General features: G+C 72.4%; 14 protein-coding genes and 1 pseudogene. 12 read left to right on the forward strand and 3 right to left on the reverse strand.

The genetic code is table 11. From position 1 onward, the window contains the following. Positions 1-705: 705 nt before the first annotated feature. On the forward strand, positions 706-1,311 hold the full coding sequence (locus ACO0M4_RS04860; RefSeq protein WP_430368357.1) for a YdbC family protein: 606 nt from the start codon (positions 706-708) through the stop codon (positions 1,309-1,311). Positions 1,312-1,320: 9 nt separating this feature from the next. Here the strand turns inward: ACO0M4_RS04860 and ACO0M4_RS04865 are convergent, their stop codons facing one another. After that, on the reverse strand, positions 1,321-2,028 hold the full coding sequence (locus ACO0M4_RS04865) for a TetR-like C-terminal domain-containing protein (RefSeq protein ID WP_430368358.1): 708 nt from the start codon (positions 2,026-2,028) through the stop codon (positions 1,321-1,323). Between the two features lie 120 nt (positions 2,029-2,148). On the opposite strand from ACO0M4_RS04865, the gene ACO0M4_RS04870 reads away from it, so the two are divergent. From ACO0M4_RS04870 to ACO0M4_RS04890, 5 genes are all read left to right on the forward strand, one after another. Continuing rightward, positions 2,149-3,768 carry an ABC-F family ATP-binding cassette domain-containing protein gene (locus ACO0M4_RS04870; RefSeq protein ID WP_430368359.1) on the forward strand — a complete coding sequence of 540 codons (1,620 nt, stop codon included), beginning with the start codon at positions 2,149-2,151 and terminating at the stop codon, positions 3,766-3,768. 71 nt (positions 3,769-3,839) lie between these two features. Next, complete coding sequence (locus ACO0M4_RS04875; RefSeq protein WP_430368360.1) at positions 3,840-4,499, forward strand: histidine phosphatase family protein; 660 nt, start codon at positions 3,840-3,842, stop codon at positions 4,497-4,499. An 11-nt stretch (positions 4,500-4,510) separates the two neighbouring features. Further along, positions 4,511-5,416, forward strand: a complete 906-nt coding sequence (locus ACO0M4_RS04880) for an ADP-ribosylglycohydrolase family protein (RefSeq protein WP_430368361.1) — start codon at positions 4,511-4,513, stop codon at positions 5,414-5,416. A gap of 223 nt (positions 5,417-5,639) precedes the next feature. After that, positions 5,640-6,341, forward strand: coding sequence for a ribonuclease HII (locus tag ACO0M4_RS04885; protein WP_430368362.1), 702 nt, complete (start codon positions 5,640-5,642; stop codon positions 6,339-6,341). A gap of 67 nt (positions 6,342-6,408) precedes the next feature. Continuing rightward, on the forward strand, positions 6,409-7,059 hold the full coding sequence (locus tag ACO0M4_RS04890) for a hypothetical protein (protein WP_430368363.1): 651 nt from the start codon (positions 6,409-6,411) through the stop codon (positions 7,057-7,059). Between the two features lie 350 nt (positions 7,060-7,409). On the opposite strand, the pseudogene ACO0M4_RS04895 reads toward ACO0M4_RS04890, so the two are convergent. Both ACO0M4_RS04895 and ACO0M4_RS04900 read right to left on the reverse strand, forming a co-directional pair. Next, a pseudogene (locus ACO0M4_RS04895) lies at positions 7,410-7,988 on the reverse strand (hypothetical protein); the annotation flags it as partial. Between the two features lie 263 nt (positions 7,989-8,251). Further along, the gene (locus tag ACO0M4_RS04900) at positions 8,252-10,417 is read right to left on the reverse strand and encodes a RecQ family ATP-dependent DNA helicase (RefSeq protein ID WP_430368364.1); all 2,166 of its coding nucleotides are present in this window, start codon (positions 10,415-10,417) and stop codon (positions 8,252-8,254) included. Between the two features lie 125 nt (positions 10,418-10,542). Here ACO0M4_RS04900 and ACO0M4_RS04905 point away from each other — a divergent pair, with 125 nt between their 5' ends. The 6 genes from ACO0M4_RS04905 (at position 10,543) to ACO0M4_RS04930 (ending at position 19,765) form a co-directional block, all read left to right on the forward strand. Continuing rightward, positions 10,543-12,171 carry a DUF4192 domain-containing protein gene (locus ACO0M4_RS04905; protein WP_430368365.1) on the forward strand — a complete coding sequence of 543 codons (1,629 nt, stop codon included), beginning with the start codon at positions 10,543-10,545 and terminating at the stop codon, positions 12,169-12,171. Positions 12,172-12,336: 165 nt separating this feature from the next. Beyond that, on the forward strand, positions 12,337-14,382 hold the full coding sequence (locus ACO0M4_RS04910; RefSeq protein ID WP_430371244.1) for a glycogen debranching N-terminal domain-containing protein: 2,046 nt from the start codon (positions 12,337-12,339) through the stop codon (positions 14,380-14,382). A 47-nt stretch (positions 14,383-14,429) separates the two neighbouring features. Beyond that, positions 14,430-15,200: an NUDIX hydrolase gene (locus tag ACO0M4_RS04915; RefSeq protein ID WP_430368366.1), complete on the forward strand. Its 771-nt coding sequence runs from the start codon at positions 14,430-14,432 to the stop codon at positions 15,198-15,200. A gap of 683 nt (positions 15,201-15,883) precedes the next feature. Continuing rightward, positions 15,884-16,867, forward strand: coding sequence for a FadR/GntR family transcriptional regulator (locus ACO0M4_RS04920; protein ID WP_430368367.1), 984 nt, complete (start codon positions 15,884-15,886; stop codon positions 16,865-16,867). A gap of 401 nt (positions 16,868-17,268) precedes the next feature. Next, complete coding sequence (locus tag ACO0M4_RS04925) at positions 17,269-18,819, forward strand: RNA polymerase sigma factor (RefSeq protein ID WP_430368368.1); 1,551 nt, start codon at positions 17,269-17,271, stop codon at positions 18,817-18,819. A gap of 136 nt (positions 18,820-18,955) precedes the next feature. Next, positions 18,956-19,765 (forward strand): serine protease, encoded by an 810-nt coding sequence (locus ACO0M4_RS04930; protein WP_430368369.1) that lies wholly within the window; start codon positions 18,956-18,958, stop codon positions 19,763-19,765. Positions 19,766-19,786 lie beyond the last annotated feature (21 nt).

Below are 19,786 nucleotides of genomic sequence, written 5' to 3' on the forward strand. Positions count from 1 at the left end.
CCCTTCCGTCAGCTCCGCGGCCCAGCCCGTCCGCGTGCCCGCGGACAACTCCCCGGGATTTCCCCGTGTTCGACCATCGTGCCACGCTGCCGGGGGCGTCGACCCGGTAAGTCCGCGGCCATCCGGGGGTGTTCTTGCACCGGGTGCAAAGAGCCCGACACCTTCAGTGCAATGAATGCCATTGCCTCGGTACAATGTTGTCATTGTCTCCGGCGCGATGATCCATTGTGCCGAGTAAGTGGACCTCGGTAAGTCGAGGCATTCGCGGTGCTGTTAACTCGTCGTTATCGGCAAGTCGACACTGTCTACGTGGTGTTCATGCGGTGCGCCGAGCAAGGCGGGTTGCCTGACGCACCGTTCGAGCACCCACTTCACGCCAGTCAGGCGCAGTCGGCGTACACCCCAGTGCCCTTCCGTGGCACCACCCACCCGCCCTGAGGGTGGCAATCAACGCCCCTGCACGGCGAAGCAATGTCCCTGTGCGGCGAAGCGCTGCCGCAAGCCTCTTGGTGTGGGTGGGGGCTAGCTGCCGCTCGCTCGGCGTCGAGCAAGGCCGGGCAGTGAGGCCGGGCCACGTTCGTTCGTGTACGTCTCTCCGCCTGCCCTGGTGCCGCTGTTCACCGATCCGATGCCGTAAGGGAGTTCGGGGCGGACGGTAGCCACTGTGCAGCGGCTTCGGTGGACATCGGGCCGTACGATGGCGCGGTGCTGGTCAAGTGGATTCGCCTTACCGTCGTGGACCGTCGAGGGTTCGAACGGGGGCAGCGGAAATGGGCCGGGCTGCTGGGCGAGCCCGGTTTCCGGGGGCAGGCCGGGGGCTGGAGTCGGTCCCGGCCCGGCGTGGCCCACCTGGTCGGTTTCTGGGAGAGCCGGGCGTTCTACGACTCCTTCATGGCGCGGTCGCACGATCGCCTGGCGTCCGCGCAGGCCGGCACCTACAAGGACACGCAAATCCGGCTGTTCGAGCACGAATTCGACGTGAAAGTGGGGTTCCGGCCAGCCTTCGGAGACGCGGACGTGCTGCGGTTGGCGCACTGCCAGGTGCGCCCGGACCGGGTGGACCACTTCGTGCTCATGCAGGAGAAGGTCTGGAACCCGGCGATGGCCGGGTCGCCCGGCATGCTCCGGGGGATGGTCGGCCGGGCGCCGGGGGAGGAGTTCCTGGTCCTGTCGATGTGGCAGTCGGCGGCCGAGCGCGGCAAGTACCGTCCGGAGCGGGTGGAACGGCTGGCGCTGCGGGCCCAGATAGCCGCCGACATCCAAGCGATCGCGGGCGACGTGGTGCAGCTCGAACCCTCCTGGACGGTGTGAGCGCCGAGCTCAGCCCGACCGCTCCGGGGAGCCGGACGCGGCGCCGGCCGGCCGGCCACGACTGAAGACACCTGCGCGGGCCGCGGCCAGTGCCGCCGCAGCGGCCTGTTCGGCGAGTGCCTCGTCGATCGGCTCCCGGGTGATGAAGAGCCGGAAGAGCAGGGGGGCGGAGACGGCCCGGACCAGCGCCCCGGCGTCGACGGCGGCGTCCTGATCGGCCGGTAGCTCCCCGCGGTGGGCGGCGCGCTCGACGATGGCCTCGCAGCGCGCGAACCGCTCGGTGTAGTAGGCGCGCAGCGCCACGGCGGCCCGCTCCGACTGGAAGCCGGCCGCGATCATCGCGGATCCCGACGCGGCCGCCGCGGGCTCCGCGAACGAGGTGACGACCTCGTGGGCGAGCGTACGCAGATCGCCCTCCAGGGACCCGGTGTCGGGCGGCAGCCAACTGTCCTCGCCCGCCAGGTCCAGGGCGTCGGCCAGCAGGCCCTCCACGTCCCCCCAGCGGCGGTAGAGCGTCGTCTTGTGCACCCCGGAGTGCTCGGCGACGTATTCGACGGTCAGTCCGGGATAGCCGAGCTCGGTGAGGCCGGTCAGCACGGCGTCGCGGACGGCGGCCCGGGTGCGTGCCGTGCGCCCGCCGGGGCGCCGGGCGCCTGGGGTGGGAGAGGGCGCCGCGCCGTCACCCTCGGCCTGCTTCTTCTCGTCCTCGCCAGGCAATTGCAACTCCAGTTGCGTTAGTTGGTTCGGTGTGCCATCCTCATCGTAACGCAACTCCAGTTGCGTTACTCCGGTCGGCCATGCCGCCCGGCGCGCCCGCGGCATCACTCGGAGGATCACGTGCCCACTCAGGTCTCACTGCACGACGTCACCAAGGCCCACGCCGACCGCCCGCTCTTCGACGGCGTCTCCCTGGCCGTACGCCCCGGCGAACGGATCGGGATCGTCGGGGAGAACGGCGCCGGCAAGTCCACCCTGCTGCGCATCGTCGCCGGCCTGGAACCACCCGACGAAGGCCGAGCCGTCCTCACCGCCGACGGCGGCACCGGCTATCTCGGCCAGACCCCCGACCTCCCTCCGGACCACACCGTCCAGGACGCCATCGACGCCGCGCTGGCCGAGCTCCGCGGCATCGAGCGCCGCCTGCGGTCCCTGGAGGCCGCCCTCGGCGACGCCACCCCGGCACAGCTCGACGAGTACGGCGACCTGCTCACCCGCTTCGAACTGCGCGGCGGATACGAGGCGGACGCCCGCGTCGACCGTGCCCTGCACGGCCTGGGGCTGCACGGCCTGGACCGCGGCCGGGTCCTCGGCAGCCTCTCCGGCGGCGAACAGGCCCGGCTCGGCCTCGCCTGCCTGATCGCCGCCTCGCCCGAGGTCATGCTCCTCGACGAACCGACCAACCACCTCGACGCCACCGCCCTCGACTGGCTGGAGGAGGCTCTGCTCGCCCACCGCGGCACGGTCCTCACCGTCTCCCACGACCGGCTCTTCCTCCAGCGCATCGCCACCACCGTCGTCGAGGTCGACGCCGACCGCCACGCCCTCGTCCGCTACGGCGAGGGGTACGGCACCTTCCTCGCCGCCAAGGCCGCCGCCCGCCGCCGCTGGGAGCAGGAGTACGCCCAGTGGTGCGACGAGGTCGCCCGGCTCACCGAGCACGCCGCCGGCGCCGCGCATGGCGTCGCCCAGGGCCGGGCCATGAAGGACAACAACAAGATGGCCTACGACCGCGACCGGGGACGCGTCCAGGCATCCGTCTCCAGTCGGCTGCGCAACGCCCAGGAACGGCTCCGCCGGCTCCGCGCGGAGCCGGTTCCCCGGCCGCCCGAACCGCTCCGCTTCCAAGCGGCCCCCGACACCGGCGAAACGACCGGCACCCTGGTCCGCCTCGACGACGTCCGGGTCGGCGACCGCCTCGCGGTGGACGCGCTCACCGTGTCCGCCGGCGAGCGCGTCCTCGTCCACGGCGCCAACGGCGCGGGCAAGACCACCCTGCTGCGGGTCATGGCGGGCCTGACCGCACCCGACAGCGGCACGGTCGTCCGCCGGGGACGCATCGGCTTCCTCGCCCAGGAAATCCCGGTGTCCCGCCCCACGGAGCCGCTGCTGGCCACCTTCAGTCGCGGCCTCACCGGTGACGCCGACGAGCTGGCCGCCTTGCTGCTGTCCTTCGGCCTGTTCCGGGAACGTGACCTCCATGTCCCCGTCGGGGTGCTCTCGGCCGGCCAGCGCCGCCGCCTGGCACTGGCCCGACTGCTGGCCCGCCCCGCCGACCTACTGCTGCTCGACGAACCCACCAACCACCTGGCCCTCGCCCTCGTCGAGGAACTGGAGGAGGCGCTGACGGCCTGGCCCGGTGCCCTGGTCGTGGTCTCCCACGACCGCCTGCTGCGCCGCCGCTTCACCGGCCGCCCCTACGAGATACGCGACGGCCGACCGGTCCTCGCCGCCTGCTGAAGGAGCGCGGCTCCCTCGGCAGCCCCACCCGCAACACGGCATGTACAGGGCAGGCGTTTTACGCTGGCCGCATGGCCCGGCCCCGACGCATCGTCCTGCTCCGCCACGGCGAGTCCGTGGGGAACGTCGACGACACCGTCTACGAGCGCGAGCCCGACCACGCGCTCGCCCTGACGAAGAGCGGGCTGCACCAGGCCGAGGAAGCCGGCCGTAGGCTGCACGAGATGTTCGGCAACGAACGGATCTCCGCCTACGTATCGCCGTACCGCCGCACCCACCAGACCTTCCGGAGCCTCGACCTGGACCCCGGCAAGGTGAGGGTCCGCGAGGAGCCCCGCCTCCGCGAACAGGACTGGGGCAACTGGCAGGACCGCGACGACGTACGACGCCAGAAGGCGTACCGCGACGCCTACGGTCACTTCTTCTACCGCTTCGCGCAGGGCGAGTCCGGCGCCGACGTCTACGACCGGGTCGGAGCCTTCCTGGAGAGCCTCTGGCGCAGCTTCGAGGACCCCCACCACCCGCCCAACGTCCTGATCGTCACGCACGGCCTCACCATGCGGCTGTTCTGCATGCGGTGGTTCCACTGGTCGGTCGCCGACTTCGAATCGCTGTCCAACCCGGGCAACGCCGAATGGCGCACCCTGCTCCTCGGCCCGGACGGCCGCTACACCCTCGACCGGCCTTTTGACCGCTGGTGTGAACCCGAGCCTTACGGCGTCACCGGTTAAAGTGCACAGCGATGACGACCCCTGATCCTCGTGACGCGGACCGCTGTACGCGGGCTCTGGCGAGCCTGCGTGGCCTCTCCGTGGGCGACGCCCTCGGATCGCAGTTCTTCGCCCCCAGCCACTACCCCTCCCTCAAACGCCGCGAGCTGCCACCCGCGCCGTGGCGGTGGACCGACGACACCGAGATGGCCTGCTCCGTCCTGGCCGTGCTCACCACCCACCATCGCGTCGACCAGGACGCCTTGGCCCGCTCCTTCGCCGACCACCACGACGACGGTCGTGAGTACGGCCCGGCCGTCGACCGACTCCTCCGCCTGATCCGTGCGGGCGGCGACTGGCGCGAGCTGGCCGCCGCGCTCTTCAACGGCCACGGCTCCTGGGGCAACGGCGCTGCCATGCGCATCGCCCCCCTCGGCGCCTGGTACGCCGACGACCCCGAGCAGGCCACCCACCAGGCGGAGATCTCCGCCTACCCCACCCACCAGCACCGTGAGGCCGTCGTCGGTGCCATGGCCGTGGCCGCCGCGGCCGCCCTGGTCGCGGACCCGGCCCGGACCCTCGGCCCCGAGGAGCTGATCGACGGCGTACTGGCCCTGATCCCGCGCAGCGCCGTACAGGCCGGCCTGCGCCGGGCCCGCGACATGCTCGACTACGCCGACCCCGGAACCGTCGCCGCCGTCCTCGGCTGCGGACGCCGCACCAGCGCCCACGACACGGTGCCGTTCACCCTGTGGGCCGCCGCCCGCAACCTCGGCAACTTCGAGCAGGCGTTCTGGACCACCGCCCGGGCCGGCGGCGACGTCGACACCACCTGCGGCATCGTCGGCGGCATCGTCGCCGCGGCCCCCGGCGGCGCCCCGCCCCGGGAATGGCTCGACCGCACCGAGCCGCTCCCCGCCTGGACCCCCGCCCTCTGACCACCACCCCCACGCCGCCCGCCCGCCCCGGGGCGCAACGGGCCGCGCCGGCCAGCGACTTCGCGCCCAGACGCCCGCCTCCCCGCGCCCGCCGGAGCCCCTGCGCCCACCCGTGGACAACCGTTTCGGACCGCCGGGCCGGGCGCTCCGCCGGCGCCCACGAACGCCAGCTTCGGATCCGATGCGGACGGCCGCGCCGAATAGGCGTAATCTGGCTGGCGCCATGCCGTACGAGCCCCCCACCCATACCGTCGAGCGATCACTGCGCGCCACCACGGGCGCCAAGATCGTCGTAGGGATCGACGAGGTCGGGCGCGGAGCCTGGGCCGGCCCGGTCAGTGTCTGCGCCGCCATCACAGGACTGCGCCGACCACCGGACGGACTCACTGATTCCAAGCTGCTGACCCCCAAGCGCCGCACCGAACTCTGCGAGGTGCTCACCACCTGGGTCACCTCGTACGCCCTGGGGCACTCCTCCCCGGAGGAGATCGACACCCTGGGGATGACCGCGGCACTGCGGCTCGCCGCCGTACGTGCCCTGGAGGCGCTCCCGGTCCGGCCGGACGCGGTCATCCTCGACGGCAAGCACGACTACCTGGGCGCGCCGTGGCGGGTCCGTACGGTCATCAAGGGCGACCAGTCCTGTATTGCGGTCGCCGCCGCGTCCGTGATCGCCAAAGTGCGGCGGGACGCCATGATGGCCGAACTCGGCCTGGAGTACGCCGACTTCGACTTCGCGACCAACGCCGGCTATCCCTCGCCGACCCACCGCACCGCCCTGGAGGAGCACGGTCCCACGCCGTACCACCGGGTGTCCTGGTCCTACATGGACGCCCTGCCCCGGTGGCGGCACCTCAAGAAGGTGCGCGTCACCCCCGAAGCAGCCGCTCTGGAAGCCGGTGGCCAACTCGGCTTCGACTTCTGAGCGGAGCGGGGCAGGAATTCGGTACCCACTGACATGTCCCGCACCTACGTTTGATAGACATCCCTTTATGCCTCTCATCCCCGAGGAGCCTCAGATTCACGAGAGTGTCCCGGGTCCCCGCGCAACTCCGGCCGCCGGCCGCACCGCGCCGACCCCCCGTCCCGTACCTGGTCCCGGTCCCCGCCCCGCCCCGCCGCGAGGCGCCCCCGCGTCCAGTGCCCGTCCGGGCAAGCCCGGACCCGCCGCCCCGTCGCGTGGGCCCGCCCCGGTCCCGCCGGCGCAGCGCACCGGCCCCCCGCAGCCTCCGGCCACCACGACCGGCACCGCCGCGGGCGCCCAACTCCAGCTGATCCCGGCACCCGCCGGCGGAGCCATCGACGCCGCCGATGAGGCCGTCGACCTGCTCCTGGACTCCGGCCGCGCGCCGGGCGAGATCCTGGTGCTGACCACCGGCGAGAACCACCCGTGGGCGTCCCACGAACTGTCCTTCGGTGAGGCGTCCTACTGGGCGCAGCACGACGCCGCCGACGACGTGTTCTACGCCGACGCCGGCGCCGAACGCGCCACCGAACGGCCCGTCGTGGTCGTCGCCGTCAACGGTGACGACCACGAGGTCACCGCGCGGGCGCTGCCCGCCGCGATGGCCCGTGCCGGAGCGCTGCTGATCGTCTGCGGCGACCCGGAGCGGATCAACGCGGTGCTCGGCGCGAACGCCTGACCGCCGCTGGCCCGGCGTGGCCCGCCGGCCCTCGCGGCCGGTCGGGCTCGTTGGCGCGCCCGGGCACGGGGCGAGAGTCGGGCCCGCCGCGGTCAGCGCGCCGCCCGGCGGCGGCGTGCTTCCGCGGCGCCTCCGCCAGCGCGCCGGGGTGATCCCCGGCCGCCGTTCCACGGCTGCTCGCCCGGTGCGACGGTCCGCGCCGACGAGGCGCGCTGCGAACCCGCCGGGCCCTGGCCGGGCGGCCCCTCCGCGGCCCGCGAGTCCTGTGGGGGCACAGCCGACGACGGCGTGACGTCCTCCGGAGCGGGCGCACCACCGGTGTCGCCCACAGCTCCGGCCCGGTCGGCCGCGCCGCGACGGGGCCCCACCCGCGCCGCGTCCGCGCTCCGGGGCTTCCCGGGAGCGGGGACCCGGGGCCACCGCCCGCCCCGCCCTTCACCCAGTACCTGCCAGTGGCCCCGGGCCAGCGCGATGAACGCCCCGCAGCGGAGCCCGTGCAGGGTGCACGCGTCGCGCAGACCCCACATCCACGCGCCGTCCGCCTCCATCCAACGGAGCTCGCCCTCCCGGCAGTGGAGCAGTACCGCCGTCCGAACCGGAACCCGCAACCGCAGATCGTGCGGGATGATCCGACGCAGCTGCGCCAGCAGCGCATTGCGGTAGGCCCAACCATCCGGAGCCGACACCGGCCCCGTGAACGATGCGCTGGCAATGACCCGTTCCTGAGGGTCGAGCACCGCCACAATCACCGTCGACGGCCTCGGATGATGACGGGTGTACAGGTCGGCGACGACCTCACGGGGATTGCGTAGGAGCGGGATTCCGGCCGACGCCCATTCCGCCGGTTCCAACAGCCGCCCCAGGCGAGCGGTGGAATCGGCGGCTTCGGGCAGCGGGTCCTGTGGGGGCCGGGCGAATCCGAAGGCCATCGTTCTCCCTTCGTCTACGCGTCCGCGCTGCGGGCCGCTGCCGGGCGCGCCGGTGCACCACGGCATGACCCTGCCGGACCGCGAACGGCCGGATACCGGGAAGCACTTCCCATTCTCGCGGCTCGTACAGGCTTGCGGCAACGAGCAATTCCCCGCGCACGGCCGAAAATGCCCGGTGTACCGCTGCTATTCCTGCCCGCCGCACCCGGCTCCGATACCCAGGCGCTCCCTCCCATCTCGCCAGGCCCCGCCGTCGGAGCCGACTACCCCTGCACGGCGAGGACCAGCGGAAACACCCCGTCGGCCCCGGCTCTGCGCAGCAGCCGGGCGGCCACCGCCAGCGTCCAGCCGGTGTCGGCGTAGTCATCCACCAGGAGCACCGGGCCGCCCGCCGACGCCAGCGCTCCGGCCAGCTCCGGCGGCACCACCAGCGTGCTGTGCAGGGCCCGCAGCCGTTGGGCGCTGTTGCTCCGCGGCACCCTCGTCCCGGGGCCGTCGTCCACCGAGGCCACCGTGCCCAGGAACGGCATCCGGCCCACCGTCGCGATCCGTTCGGCGAGCGACCGGATCAACTGCGGGCGGCTGTGCGAGCCGAGGCTGACGACACCCACCGGGCGCGCCGGAGCGTCCGGTGCACCCGCGGCCCAGCCTCCGGGCCCCTTGGCCCAATCGGCGAGGACCGTCACCACCGCGGCCGCCACGTCGTCGGGCACCGGGCCGTCCGGCGCCTGCGGAGCGAGCATCGGCCGCAGGCGGTTGCCCCACCCGATGTCCGACAGCCGCCCCAACGCCCGGCCGGTCGCGGCCAGTTCACCCGCCGGGATCCGGCCCTTGAGGTCGACGCCGACGGCCGGCAGCCCCGTGGGCCACATCCGCCGCGGTTCCACCTCCACACCGGGGCGGCCCAGTTCACCACGGGCCGCGTCCAGCGACGCGGCGGACACCTCGGCGGTGAACCGCGGCCCGGCGCAGTTGTCGCACCGGCCGCACGGCGCCGCAGCCTCGTCGTCCAACTGCCGCCGCAGAAACTCCATTCGGCAACCCGACGACGCGGCGTACTCCCGCATCGCCTGCTGCTCGGCCTCCCGCTGCCGCGCCACCCACGCATAGCGCTCCGCGTCATACGCCCACGGCCGGCCCGTAGCCGTCCAGCCGCCCTTGACGCGCTGGACGGCCCCGTCCACATCGAGCACCTTGAGCATGATCTCCAGGCGGGAGCGACGCAGTTCGACCTGCGGCTCCAGCGCCGGCAGCGACACCGCCCGGCCCGCCGCCGCCAGCACGTCCAACGTCCGCCGCACCTGCTCCTCCGGCGGGAACGCCAGCGAGGCGAAGTACTTCCAGATCGCCTCGTCCTCCCGGCCCGGAAGCAGCAGCACCTCGGCATGCTCGACACCGCGGCCGGCCCGGCCCACCTGCTGGTAGTACGCGATCGGCGACGACGGCGAACCCAGGTGCACCACGAACCCCAGATCGGGCTTGTCGAAGCCCATCCCCAGGGCGGACGTCGCCACCAGCGCCTTGACCCGGTTGGCGAGCAGATCCTCCTCCGCCTGCTGGCGGTCGGCGTTCTCCGTCTTGCCGGTGTACGAGGCGACCGTATGCCCCCGGTGCCGCAGGAACGCGGTGACCTCCTCGGCGGCCGCGACGGTGAGGGTGTAGATGATCCCCGAGCCCGGCAGCTCGTCCAGATGGTCCGCGAGCCAGGCCAGCCGGTGCGCGGCATCGGGCAGTGGCAGCACACCCAGGCTCAGGCTCTCCCGGTCCAACGGTCCGCGCAGCACCAGCGCCTCGGCGGAGCCCTCACCCGTCCCCAGCTGCTCGGCGACATCGGCCGTCACCCGGGCATTCGCGGTGGCGGTCGTGGCGAGTACCGGCACACCGGGCGGAAGATCGGCCAGCATCGTGCGCAGCCGCCGGTAGTCCGGCCGGAAATCATGTCCCCAGTCGGAGATGCAATGCGCCTCGTCCACCACCAGCAGGCCGGTGGCCGCCGCGAGCTTGGGCAGCACCTGATCACGGAAATCCGGGTTGTTGAGCCGCTCGGGGCTCACCAGCAGGACGTCCACCTCACCAGCCGCCACCTCGGCCTGGACGGTGTCCCACTCCTCGGTGTTGGCGGAGTTGATCGTGCGCGCCCGGATGCCGGCCCGCGCGGCCGCATCGACCTGGTTGCGCATCAGCGCGAGCAGCGGCGAGACGATCACCGTCGGTCCACTGCCGCGCTCCCGCAACAGCGCCGTCGCGACGAAATAGACCGCGGACTTGCCCCAGCCGGTGCGCTGCACGACCAGGGCACGGCGGTGGTCGGCGACCAGCGCCTCGATCGCCCGCCACTGGTCCGCACGCAGCCGGGCTGTCCCGCCGGGATCCCCGACGAGACGGCTGAGGACGGCATCGGCCGCGGCACGCAGGTCTTCGTTGCTCATGCCCCCATGCAACCCGATCCCACTGACAACGCGCGAACCCTCGCCTCGAGCTGTGGAAAACCGCGTCACTCAAGAGTTATCCACAGGGGTCGCGGAACGCTGCGCAATCGCGGGATCTTCGAGCCATGAATCCGCACAGCGAACCGCACGAGCCCCACATCGACGACACTCACCCCGACGGCACCCGCCCCGACGACATCGACGCCCACGACCCCAGTGGCGGGGAATCCGGCACCTGCGCCCCCGGCAGCAGCGGGCCCGGCACCGGCGGCGATCCCGCACCCCCCACCACCCCCCGCATCGGCCCGCCCCGACCGCCGACCCCCGACGACACCCCGCCCACCCCCTCCCACCCGCCCCCCCCCCCCCCCACCGGCAGCGCCTACGCCGCGCCCATCGCCGCGGGCGACCCCGCCGTCTCCCACGCGCAGACCGGGGCTCCTCCGCCGGAATCCGCAGACCAGGACGCGAGCCGGCCCGCCGAGCCACAGGTCACCCTGCGCGGCTCCGCCGAACTCGCCGACGCACTGCCCTACCTCCTCGGCTTCTATCCGGACGACAGCGTCGTCATGGTCGCGCTCCACGGCGAGCGCGCCCGGTTCGGCGGCCGACTGCGGCTCGGCATCCCCACGGACCCGTCCCACTGGCCCGATGTCAGCGACCAACTCGCCGACTGCCTGGTCTCCGGCGCCCGCAAGAGCGCCGACCACCTCGTCGGCATCCTCGTCTTCCTCTGCCAGGAACCAGCGCCCGGCGAAAGCGGCCGGGACGTCAAGGAGCGCCTGCGCCCCCTGGCCCAGCGGCTGCGCACCGCCTGCGGCTCCCTTGACGTGCCGGTCCTGGAAGCCCTGTGCATCTCCAACGGCCGATACTGGTCCTACTGTTGCCCCGACTACCGCTGCTGCCCCGCCGACGGCACGCCCCTGTGCCTCCCCGGAACGTCCGTGATGGCCGCGGCCGCCGCCTACGCCGGAATGCAGGTGCGCGGCTCGCTCAAGGAGATGGACGCCCGGCTGGCGCCCCGCACCGGACCACGCGGTGCCGACCAGGAGAAGGCGCTGGACGATGCGGCCGCGGAACTCCTGCCGCGGATGCTCCAACCGGACGGCGCCACCACCGTCCGCCAGGCCACCCTCGAACTGGCCGCCGCGATGATCCACCGATTCCGCCAGGACACCCCCTCCGGCAGCAACCGTGCCCGGGACGCCTGCGACGACGCGCTGATCACCGACGCCGAGGCAGCCACCCTCATCCTCGGCCTCCAGGACCGCACCACCCGCGACCGGGCCGCGGAATGGATGGACGGCCCCGACGCCGCGGCGGCCCTCCGGCTGTGGCGCGCCCTCGCCCGCCGCTGCACCGGTGGCTACACCGAACACGCGGCGGCGCCCCTGACCCTCGCCGGCTGGGTCTGCTGGTCCACAGCGGACGGCCCCTCCGCCCGCGTCGCCCTCAGCCGCGCCCTGACCGCCGACCCCGACTGTGTCTTCGCCCAGCTGCTGCACCGCGCCATCAACGAGGGCCTAGATCCTGAGCAGTTGCGCCGCTGCCTGCGCCAACAGCGGGAGGAGGCCGAGGCCGCCACCGACGGTGCCACGACGCCCACTGCGGGCCAGCGGCGGCCGGCACCCCCACGCCCGGCAAACCGCGCCCGGCCCCGCGGGCCACGCGGGGACACCGGCCCCGGTTCGCGTACGACCGGCGCGCCGGGCACCCGCCGGGCAGGACGGGGAGGTGACCGAAGCCGGCGATGACCGCACGGGGCGAGGCACGGCCGGCGTGACCTGGGCGCCGGCCGCACCGTTCAGCTGAGTGGCGCAGGCCGTACGGAGCCCCGACCTCACCAGGGAGCGCAGAGCGTGCCAGGGATTGTCCCCACCACCCAGCCGGCCCACCGGCCCACCTCGGACCGGCGCACCATGCCGGCCCGGCTGCCCCAGCCCCAACCGGTCCATGCGGCGCTGGTCTGCACGGCCCTCCCGTCGCTCGCCGTGTCGTCCACCACGGGGCAGCTGACCGGCCAGGGCCTGGACGGCTGCTACCGCGACGGCCGGCGGATCCTCGCCCGCTGCGAAGTACGCGCCGCGGGCGAAGAACCACTCGTCGTCCAGGGGCGGTTGATCGCCGCGGACCGTGCCCACTTCACCGGCGTCATCCGCAGAACGGGCGAGCGCGGGCCGGACCCGGAGATCCGGATGGAACGGCTGCGGTCCGCCGACGGCACCGAACGGATCACCTTCCACAGCAGCGCCACCCGATCCGTCCGACTGCCCGTTGAGATCTACCTGGGCACCGACCTGGCGGACCTCGGAGCCGTCGCCGTCGGCCTCCCCGGTCCCGAACTCCGTGCCGCCGTCCACGGATCGGGCCTTCGCTGGTCCGGGCGGGGAGCCCATGCCGTGGTGACCGCCAACCCCGCCCCCCAGGACGCGCTGGCCTCTGCGGGCCTGCTCCGCTGGGAACTTGAGCTGCTGCCCGGCGGTCGCCGCACCATCGAACTCCGACCCCGCTTGGAACACGGCGTGGGGGGTCTGCCGGCCCCGGCCGGGTGGGGCAGCGACACCTCCGTCCCCAGCCCGCGCACCGGGCCCGCCGGGCCCCGCACCCGCAGCGAACGGCCGCCGCACTCCTGGTCCGCGGCCCGCCTGGAGTGCGACGACGCCCGAGCCGACGCCCTCATGGCCGGCAGCCTCGACGACCTGCACGGGCTCCTGATGCGCGACCCGGCCCTCCCCACGGACGTCTTCGTCGCCGGCGGCTTCCCGTGGCGGTGCGGCCTCGCACCCGCCGAGGCCCTGTGGACCGCCCGCATGCTGCTTCCCCTCGGCACCCGGCTCGTCACCAGCACCCTGCGCACCCTCGCCCGCACCCAACAGGCCACCCCAGGAGCGGATTTCGGCCGAATTCCCGGCGCGCTCCGGGACGCCGGACCGCACGCCCCAGCCGGCTGCACCGGCATCGAAGCCACCCTCCTCTTCCCGGCCGTCCTCGCGGAGGCCCGCCGCTGGGGCCTGCCCGACCAGGAGACCGAGCGGCTGCTGCCCGCCGCCGAACGCTGCCTCCAATGGCTGTGCACGGCCACCGACCCGCGCGGCGCGGACCGCGGCGGATACCTCCCCGATCCCGCACCCGACGGCCCCTACCGCTGCGAGACACAGGCCCACGCCCATCGTGCCGCGGTCCTCGGCGCCGACCTCCTGGATGCCTGCGGATCCTCCGGCGCCGCCGCGCTCCGCGACTGGGCGGTGGAGCTGCGCGCCCGCTTCCGCACCGACTTCTGGGTGGACGACCGCACCGGAGGCCGCCCCGCCGCCCTGCTCACCGGCGACGGCCGCCCGGTCCCGCACCTCGGCGCCACCGCCGCCCACCTCCTCGACACCGGCCTGCTCGGCGGCGGCACCTTCGCCCCGGGCCTCCTGGACGCGCCCCAGACCGACCAACTGTCCCGACTGCTCCGCAGCCCCACCATGGACTCCGGATGGGGCCTGCGCGGACTCGGCGCCAAGGAGAGCGGCTACAACCCCTTCGGCCACCGCAGCGGAGCGGTCCGCGTCCACGAAACCGCGGTCGCCGCCGCCGGACTGGCCGCGGCCGGCCGCGAAGCCGCCGCCGGCGCCCTGACCAAGGGCCTCCTCGACGCCGCGGAGAACTTCGGGCACCGCCTGCCGGAGATGTTCGCCGGTGAGCAGCGCACCGCCGGCAGCATCCCCGTTCCGCACCCGGCGGCCTGCCGTCCCGCAGCCATCGCGGCGGCCGGCGCGGTGCAGATACTCATCGCCCTCGCAGGACTGCGCCCCGACGTTCCGGCCGGAACGGTCGTCGTCCGCCCACTCGGCACCACCCCGCTCGGCGCGATGCAACTGACCGGACTGACCATCGCCGAGCACCCCTTCGCCGTACGGATCAGCCGCCTCGGGATGGGGATGGTCGAGGAAGCCGCGGACGGTCTGCAACTGAGGGCGTGAAGGCCGCATGACCCGTTTATCGTCAGGCGGACGACTATGATCACGGCATGCCTCCCTACGACCCGTCGGCCTTCCCGCCCTTCGCTGTCACCGTCGACCTGGTCGTGCTCACCGTGCGTCGCCATGCCCTGTGTGCGCTGGCCGTACGCCGTGGTGAGCCGCCGTTCCAGGGCCGCTGGGCCCTGCCCGGCGGATTCGTTCGCGCCGACGAGGACCTGGCGGAGGCGGCCGCCCGGGAACTCGTCGAGGAGACCGGCCTGCACGCCTACCCGCCGGAGGGCAGCCCGCCGCCCGCATACGGGGCGCACCTCGAACAGCTCGCCACCTACGGCGATCCCAAGCGCGACCCCCGCATGCGCGTGGTCAGCGTCGCGCACCTCGTCCTCGCCCCCGATCTGCCCGCCCCCCGGGCCGGCGGCGACGCCCACAGCGCCCGCTGGGCCCCCGTCGAAACCCTCCTGGACCAGGAGAACAACACCCACGCCCGCGAAGGCGACCTGGCCGCCCCGCTAGCCTTCGACCACGCGCGCATCCTCGCCGACGGGGTGGAACGCGCCCGGTCGAAGATCGAATACTCCTCGCTCGCGACGGCCTTCTGCCCGCAGGAGTTCACCGTCGGCGAGCTGCGCCGCGTCTACGAGGCGGTCTGGGGCGTCGCCCTCGACCCCCGCAACTTCCACCGCAAGGTGACCGGCACTCCCGGATTCCTGGTCCCCACCGGTGGCACCACCACCCGCCAGGGCGGCCGCCCGGCCCAGCTCTTCCGCGCCGGCGGCGCGACCCTCCTCAACCCGCCGATGCTCCGCCCAGAGGTCTGACCCACCACCCGAGCCTCGCACGGGCCCGGCAACGCGGTACGGCAACAAAGCTCCCTCACTGCCGCCGGAGCACGCTGCCGGCGACTTCCCCATGGTGGCCGGACACACAGCGACCACTGCTTCGCACCACCGCTCTCGCCGGCCCGAGCTCTCGATCCCCCGCACCGTCAACGAGCCGCCCCCGAACTCACCGTCCTCGGTGACCTCGCGCCCCAGCGACCCGGGCGACCACGGCGTCCCCACCAGCACGGCGACCTCGGCTCCCACGGTGACTTCAGGGACTCCAGCACGCACCGCCACCACCACCCGGCTCGCTAGGCAGCTCCCGGCAACTCCCTTTCCTGCCGACCCAACTAACCGCCACACACCACAGCGAACGCAGTCCCGCACCACACCACACCCACCTTCCGCCCGATGCTCACCAGACGCCTTCCGGAAGCGATCAACGTATTCCGGTCATGACGTCGTCTGCACCCCAACCAGTGGGCAACGCAAGGGTGTTGCCACCATCTCCCTGGTCTGCGCTTATGTGTTCACCGTGCTAACGGGCTGGCGACGCTGGCCGGCCAAAACGCCCGCTTCCAGGCCCCGTTGTTGCGCCCGCTGTCCACAACTCGCCCCTGAAAGCGCATTTCTTTCCGATAAAGCGTCAATTGCGAGATAACGGGCGATCACCCTTTCGTGTGCTTTTCACCAAAGACCTCAAGGCCGTTCAGAGCGCCGCCGACAAAGGATGCGTGAGTACCCTTGCGCACACCATGATGACCGCGGCTCGCCCCGGCGACACCGGCCTCGCAGGCCCCGGCGAGCTTGACCGCTACCCCTACGCCAACGCCGCCAACGCGACCGGCCACGACCGCGCAGAGCGCGTCTCGTCGGTCTGGGAAAGTTCCGAGGCAGACATCGGCCGGGTCGGCCGGCGCGCGGCGGGCAGCCGCGGCCGTGGCCTCCACGGCCAACTCGTCCAGCAGCTCGGCCAGATGATCGTCTCCGGCGATCTCGGCGCCGATCGCCCGCTCGTCCCCGAGGAGATCGGCCAGCGCTTCGAGGTCTCCCGCACCGTCGTCCGCGAGTCACTGCGCGTCCTCGAAGCCAAGGGCCTGGTGAGCGCGCGTCCGAACGTGGGGACCCGGGTGCGCCCGGTCAGTGACTGGAACCTCCTCGACCCCGACATCATCGAGTGGCGCGCCTACGGGCCGCAGCGTGACGACCAGCGTCGTGAGCTGTGCGAGCTGCGCTGGACGATCGAGCCGCTCGCCGCCAGGCTCGCCGCCGGCCACGCCCGCGAGGACATCCAGCAGCGGCTCGCGGACATGGTCGAGATCATGGGTCACTCCGCGGCCCAGGGTGACACCATGACGTTCGCCCGCGCGGACGCCGAGTTCCACAACCTGCTGCTCCAGCTCGCCGGCAACCGCATGCTCGAGCACCTCGCGGGCATCGTCGCCTCCGCCCTGCACGTCTCCGGCGGATCCGGCGGCGGTTGTGAGCGGCCGGTCGAGACATCCGTGGGCCAGCACATGCGGGTCGTCGACGCCATCGGTTCCGGTGACGCCACCGCCGCCGAAAGCGCGATGCGCCAGCTGCTCGCCGCCCACAGTGAGGCCAGCGGCCAGGGCGCCGGTACGCCCGCCGACCACGTCGTCCCCGCGCCGCGCGAGCACTGAAGGCTCGTACCCGACCACGTGCGGACCGTGAGCACCGCGCGGACTCGTGCCCCGTACGCCTCTGCCGAGGCCGCGCCGTACGCACCGAAGGAGCGCAAGATCGCCGGATCCGGGACGTCGACCGGATCCGGCGGAAGGCTTTGAGAGGATTGCAGGGCATATGACGGGGAAGGGGTCGTTATGGGGTGTGACTCGGGCCACGCAGATTGGGCGTAACGCTCTCCGAGGAAGCGCGATGACGTAAGAGGTGATAGCCGAGGAGGGAATACGAGCGGCGTTCGTGGCGCTGTTCAACTCCCCGGTTGCCCCTGCGCCGTCGGTCCATCCCCACCGGCGGTCGTCGGCTCCGATCCACAGTGGACGGGGTCGGAAGCCGTTTCCATCGTTCCGAGAGGTTGTTCGTGTCGGCCAGCACATCCCGTACGCTCCCGCCGGAGATCGCCGAGTCCGAGTCTGTGATGGCGCTCATCGAGCGGGGAAAGGCAGATGGGCAGATCGCCGGCGATGACGTGCGTCGGGCCTTCGAGGCTGACCAGATTCCGCCAACCCAGTGGAAGAACGTTCTGCGCAGCCTCAACCAGATCCTCGACGAGGAGGGTGTGACGCTGATGGTCAGTGCCGCAGAGGCGCCCAAGCGCACCCGCAAGAGCGTCGCAGCGAAGAGTCCGGCGAAGCGCACCGCCACCAAGACCGTCGCGGCCAAGACCGCCACGGTGAAGAAGACCACCACCGCGTCGGCCGCCGCCTCCATGGGGGACCCGGCCGCCGGTGAGTCCGAGTCCGCGGCTGTCAAGAAGGCTGCGGCGAAGAAGACGACCGCCAAGAAGACGGTCGCGAAGAAGGCCACGGCCAAGAAGGCCACCGCCAAGAAGACCGGGTCCAAGAAGGACGTCGACGACCTGCTCGACGAAGAGCTGACCGAGGAGACCCCGGCTCCCGGTAAGGGCGAGCCCGCCGAGGCCGAGAACGCCGAGAACGCCGGCTTCGTGCTGTCGGATGAGGACGAGGACGACGCCCCGGCCCAGCAGGTCGCCGCGGCCGGCGCCACCGCCGACCCGGTCAAGGACTACCTCAAGCAGATCGGCAAGGTTCCGCTCCTCAATGCCGAGCAGGAGGTGGAGCTCGCCAAGCGCATTGAGGCCGGCCTGTTCGCCGAGGACAAGCTCGCCAACAGCGACAAGCTCGCGCCGAAGCTCAAGCGCGAGCTGGAGATCATCGCCGAGGACGGCCGCCGAGCGAAGAACCACCTCCTGGAGGCCAACCTCCGTCTGGTCGTCTCCCTGGCCAAGCGGTACACCGGCCGCGGCATGCTCTTCCTGGACCTCATCCAGGAGGGCAACCTCGGTCTGATCCGCGCGGTCGAGAAGTTCGACTACACCAAGGGCTACAAGTTCTCGACCTACGCGACGTGGTGGATCCGCCAGGCCATCACCCGCGCCATGGCCGACCAGGCCCGAACGATCCGTATCCCCGTCCACATGGTCGAGGTCATCAACAAGCTGGCCCGCGTCCAGCGCCAGATGCTCCAGGACCTGGGCCGTGAGCCCACTCCGGAGGAGTTGGCCAAGGAACTCGACATGACCCCCGAGAAGGTCATCGAGGTCCAGAAGTACGGCCGCGAGCCGATCTCCCTGCACACCCCGCTGGGCGAGGACGGCGACAGCGAGTTCGGTGACCTGATCGAGGACTCCGAGGCGGTTGTCCCGGCCGACGCGGTCAGCTTCACGCTCCTGCAGGAGCAGCTGCACTCGGTGCTGGACACCCTCTCGGAGCGCGAGGCCGGCGTGGTGTCCATGCGGTTCGGCCTCACGGACGGCCAGCCCAAGACGCTCGACGAGATCGGCAAGGTCTACGGCGTCACCCGTGAGCGGATCCGCCAGATCGAGTCCAAGACCATGTCGAAGCTGCGTCACCCGTCGCGCTCCCAGGTGCTGCGGGACTACCTCGACTAGCCGGAACAGCTCCGAATGTGCCGCGAGCCCGGCCCTCCACCTCTGTGGGGGCCGGGCTCGCGGCCGTCCGGGTGCGGGGCGCCCCCGTTTGGGTCACTCTGGGTGGGTGACCGCTGTCCCAGAGTCAGGAGTCCGTATGCGCCCGACCATACGCGCCGCCCTCGGGGCCCTTGCGTTGATTCTCGCTGTGCCGGCCTCTGCGGCCGCGGATGATTCGGTGGTCGGGGGGAAGCCCGTTCACCTCTCGCAGAGCCCCTGGGCGGTCGCCCTGGCTTCGCACCAGCGGTTCGGGGAGCAGCGCTCCGGGCAGTTCTGCGGCGGTGTACTGGTCGGACACGCGACGGTGGTGACGGCCGCGCACTGCCTGGGCCGGGAGGTCCTGGGACTGCCTTGGCAGGAGGTGAAGGACCTGCGGATCGTCGTCGGACGCAACAACCTCACCGGCAAGGGTGGCCATGAGATCAAGGTCGCCAAGGTGTGGGTCAATCCGCACTACAACAGCTGGACCAATGAGGACGACATGGCGGTCGTCACCTTGCAGAAGAGCGTCCCGAACCAGCCGATTCAGATAGCCCACCCGAACGACAGTGTCTACGACCCGGGCAACACCGCCACGGTCTACGGGTGGGGTGACATGACAGGTGATGGCAGCTATGCGTCACGACTGCGGTCCGCCAGGGTGAACGTCCTGCATGACGCAGTGTGTGCGCGGGCTTACCCGGGCAGCGCCGATGGTGTGTACAACGCCGCCTCGATGCTCTGTGCAGGGGAGCCGAAGGGCGGGCGAGACGCCTGCCAGGGGGACAGTGGAGGGCCGCTGGTGGTGCGCGGCCGGTTGGTGGGGCTGGTGTCGTGGGGGACCGGCTGCGGGCGCGCAGGCAGCCCCGGGGTCTATACGCGGGCGTCCGCGCTGCTTCCGGCAGTGCTGATGCACGGCGCCGGCTGAACGGCGCCGTGGAAGCGGCAT

Origin of the sequence: Streptomyces sp. RGM 3693 (genome assembly GCF_050471125.1) — a bacterium.
In the GTDB taxonomy this organism is placed as follows: domain Bacteria; phylum Actinomycetota; class Actinomycetes; order Streptomycetales; family Streptomycetaceae; genus Streptomyces.

Excerpts from the sequence above, each read along its gene's own strand:
- ACO0M4_RS04875 (WP_430368360.1), top strand. The coding sequence starts at position 3,840 with ATGGCCCGGCCCCGACGCATCGTCCTGCTCCGCCACGGCGAGTCCGTG.
- ACO0M4_RS04880 (WP_430368361.1), top strand. The coding sequence starts at position 4,511 with ATGACGACCCCTGATCCTCGTGACGCGGACCGCTGTACGCGGGCTCTG.
- ACO0M4_RS04885 (WP_430368362.1), top strand. The coding sequence starts at position 5,640 with ATGCCGTACGAGCCCCCCACCCATACCGTCGAGCGATCACTGCGCGCC.
- ACO0M4_RS04890 (WP_430368363.1), top strand. The coding sequence starts at position 6,409 with ATGCCTCTCATCCCCGAGGAGCCTCAGATTCACGAGAGTGTCCCGGGT.
- ACO0M4_RS04900 (WP_430368364.1), bottom strand. The coding sequence starts at position 10,417 with ATGAGCAACGAAGACCTGCGTGCCGCGGCCGATGCCGTCCTCAGCCGT.
- ACO0M4_RS04905 (WP_430368365.1), top strand. The coding sequence starts at position 10,543 with ATGAATCCGCACAGCGAACCGCACGAGCCCCACATCGACGACACTCAC.
- ACO0M4_RS04910 (WP_430371244.1), top strand. The coding sequence starts at position 12,337 with ATGCCGGCCCGGCTGCCCCAGCCCCAACCGGTCCATGCGGCGCTGGTC.
- ACO0M4_RS04915 (WP_430368366.1), top strand. The coding sequence starts at position 14,430 with ATGCCTCCCTACGACCCGTCGGCCTTCCCGCCCTTCGCTGTCACCGTC.
- ACO0M4_RS04930 (WP_430368369.1), top strand. The coding sequence starts at position 18,956 with ATGCGCCCGACCATACGCGCCGCCCTCGGGGCCCTTGCGTTGATTCTC.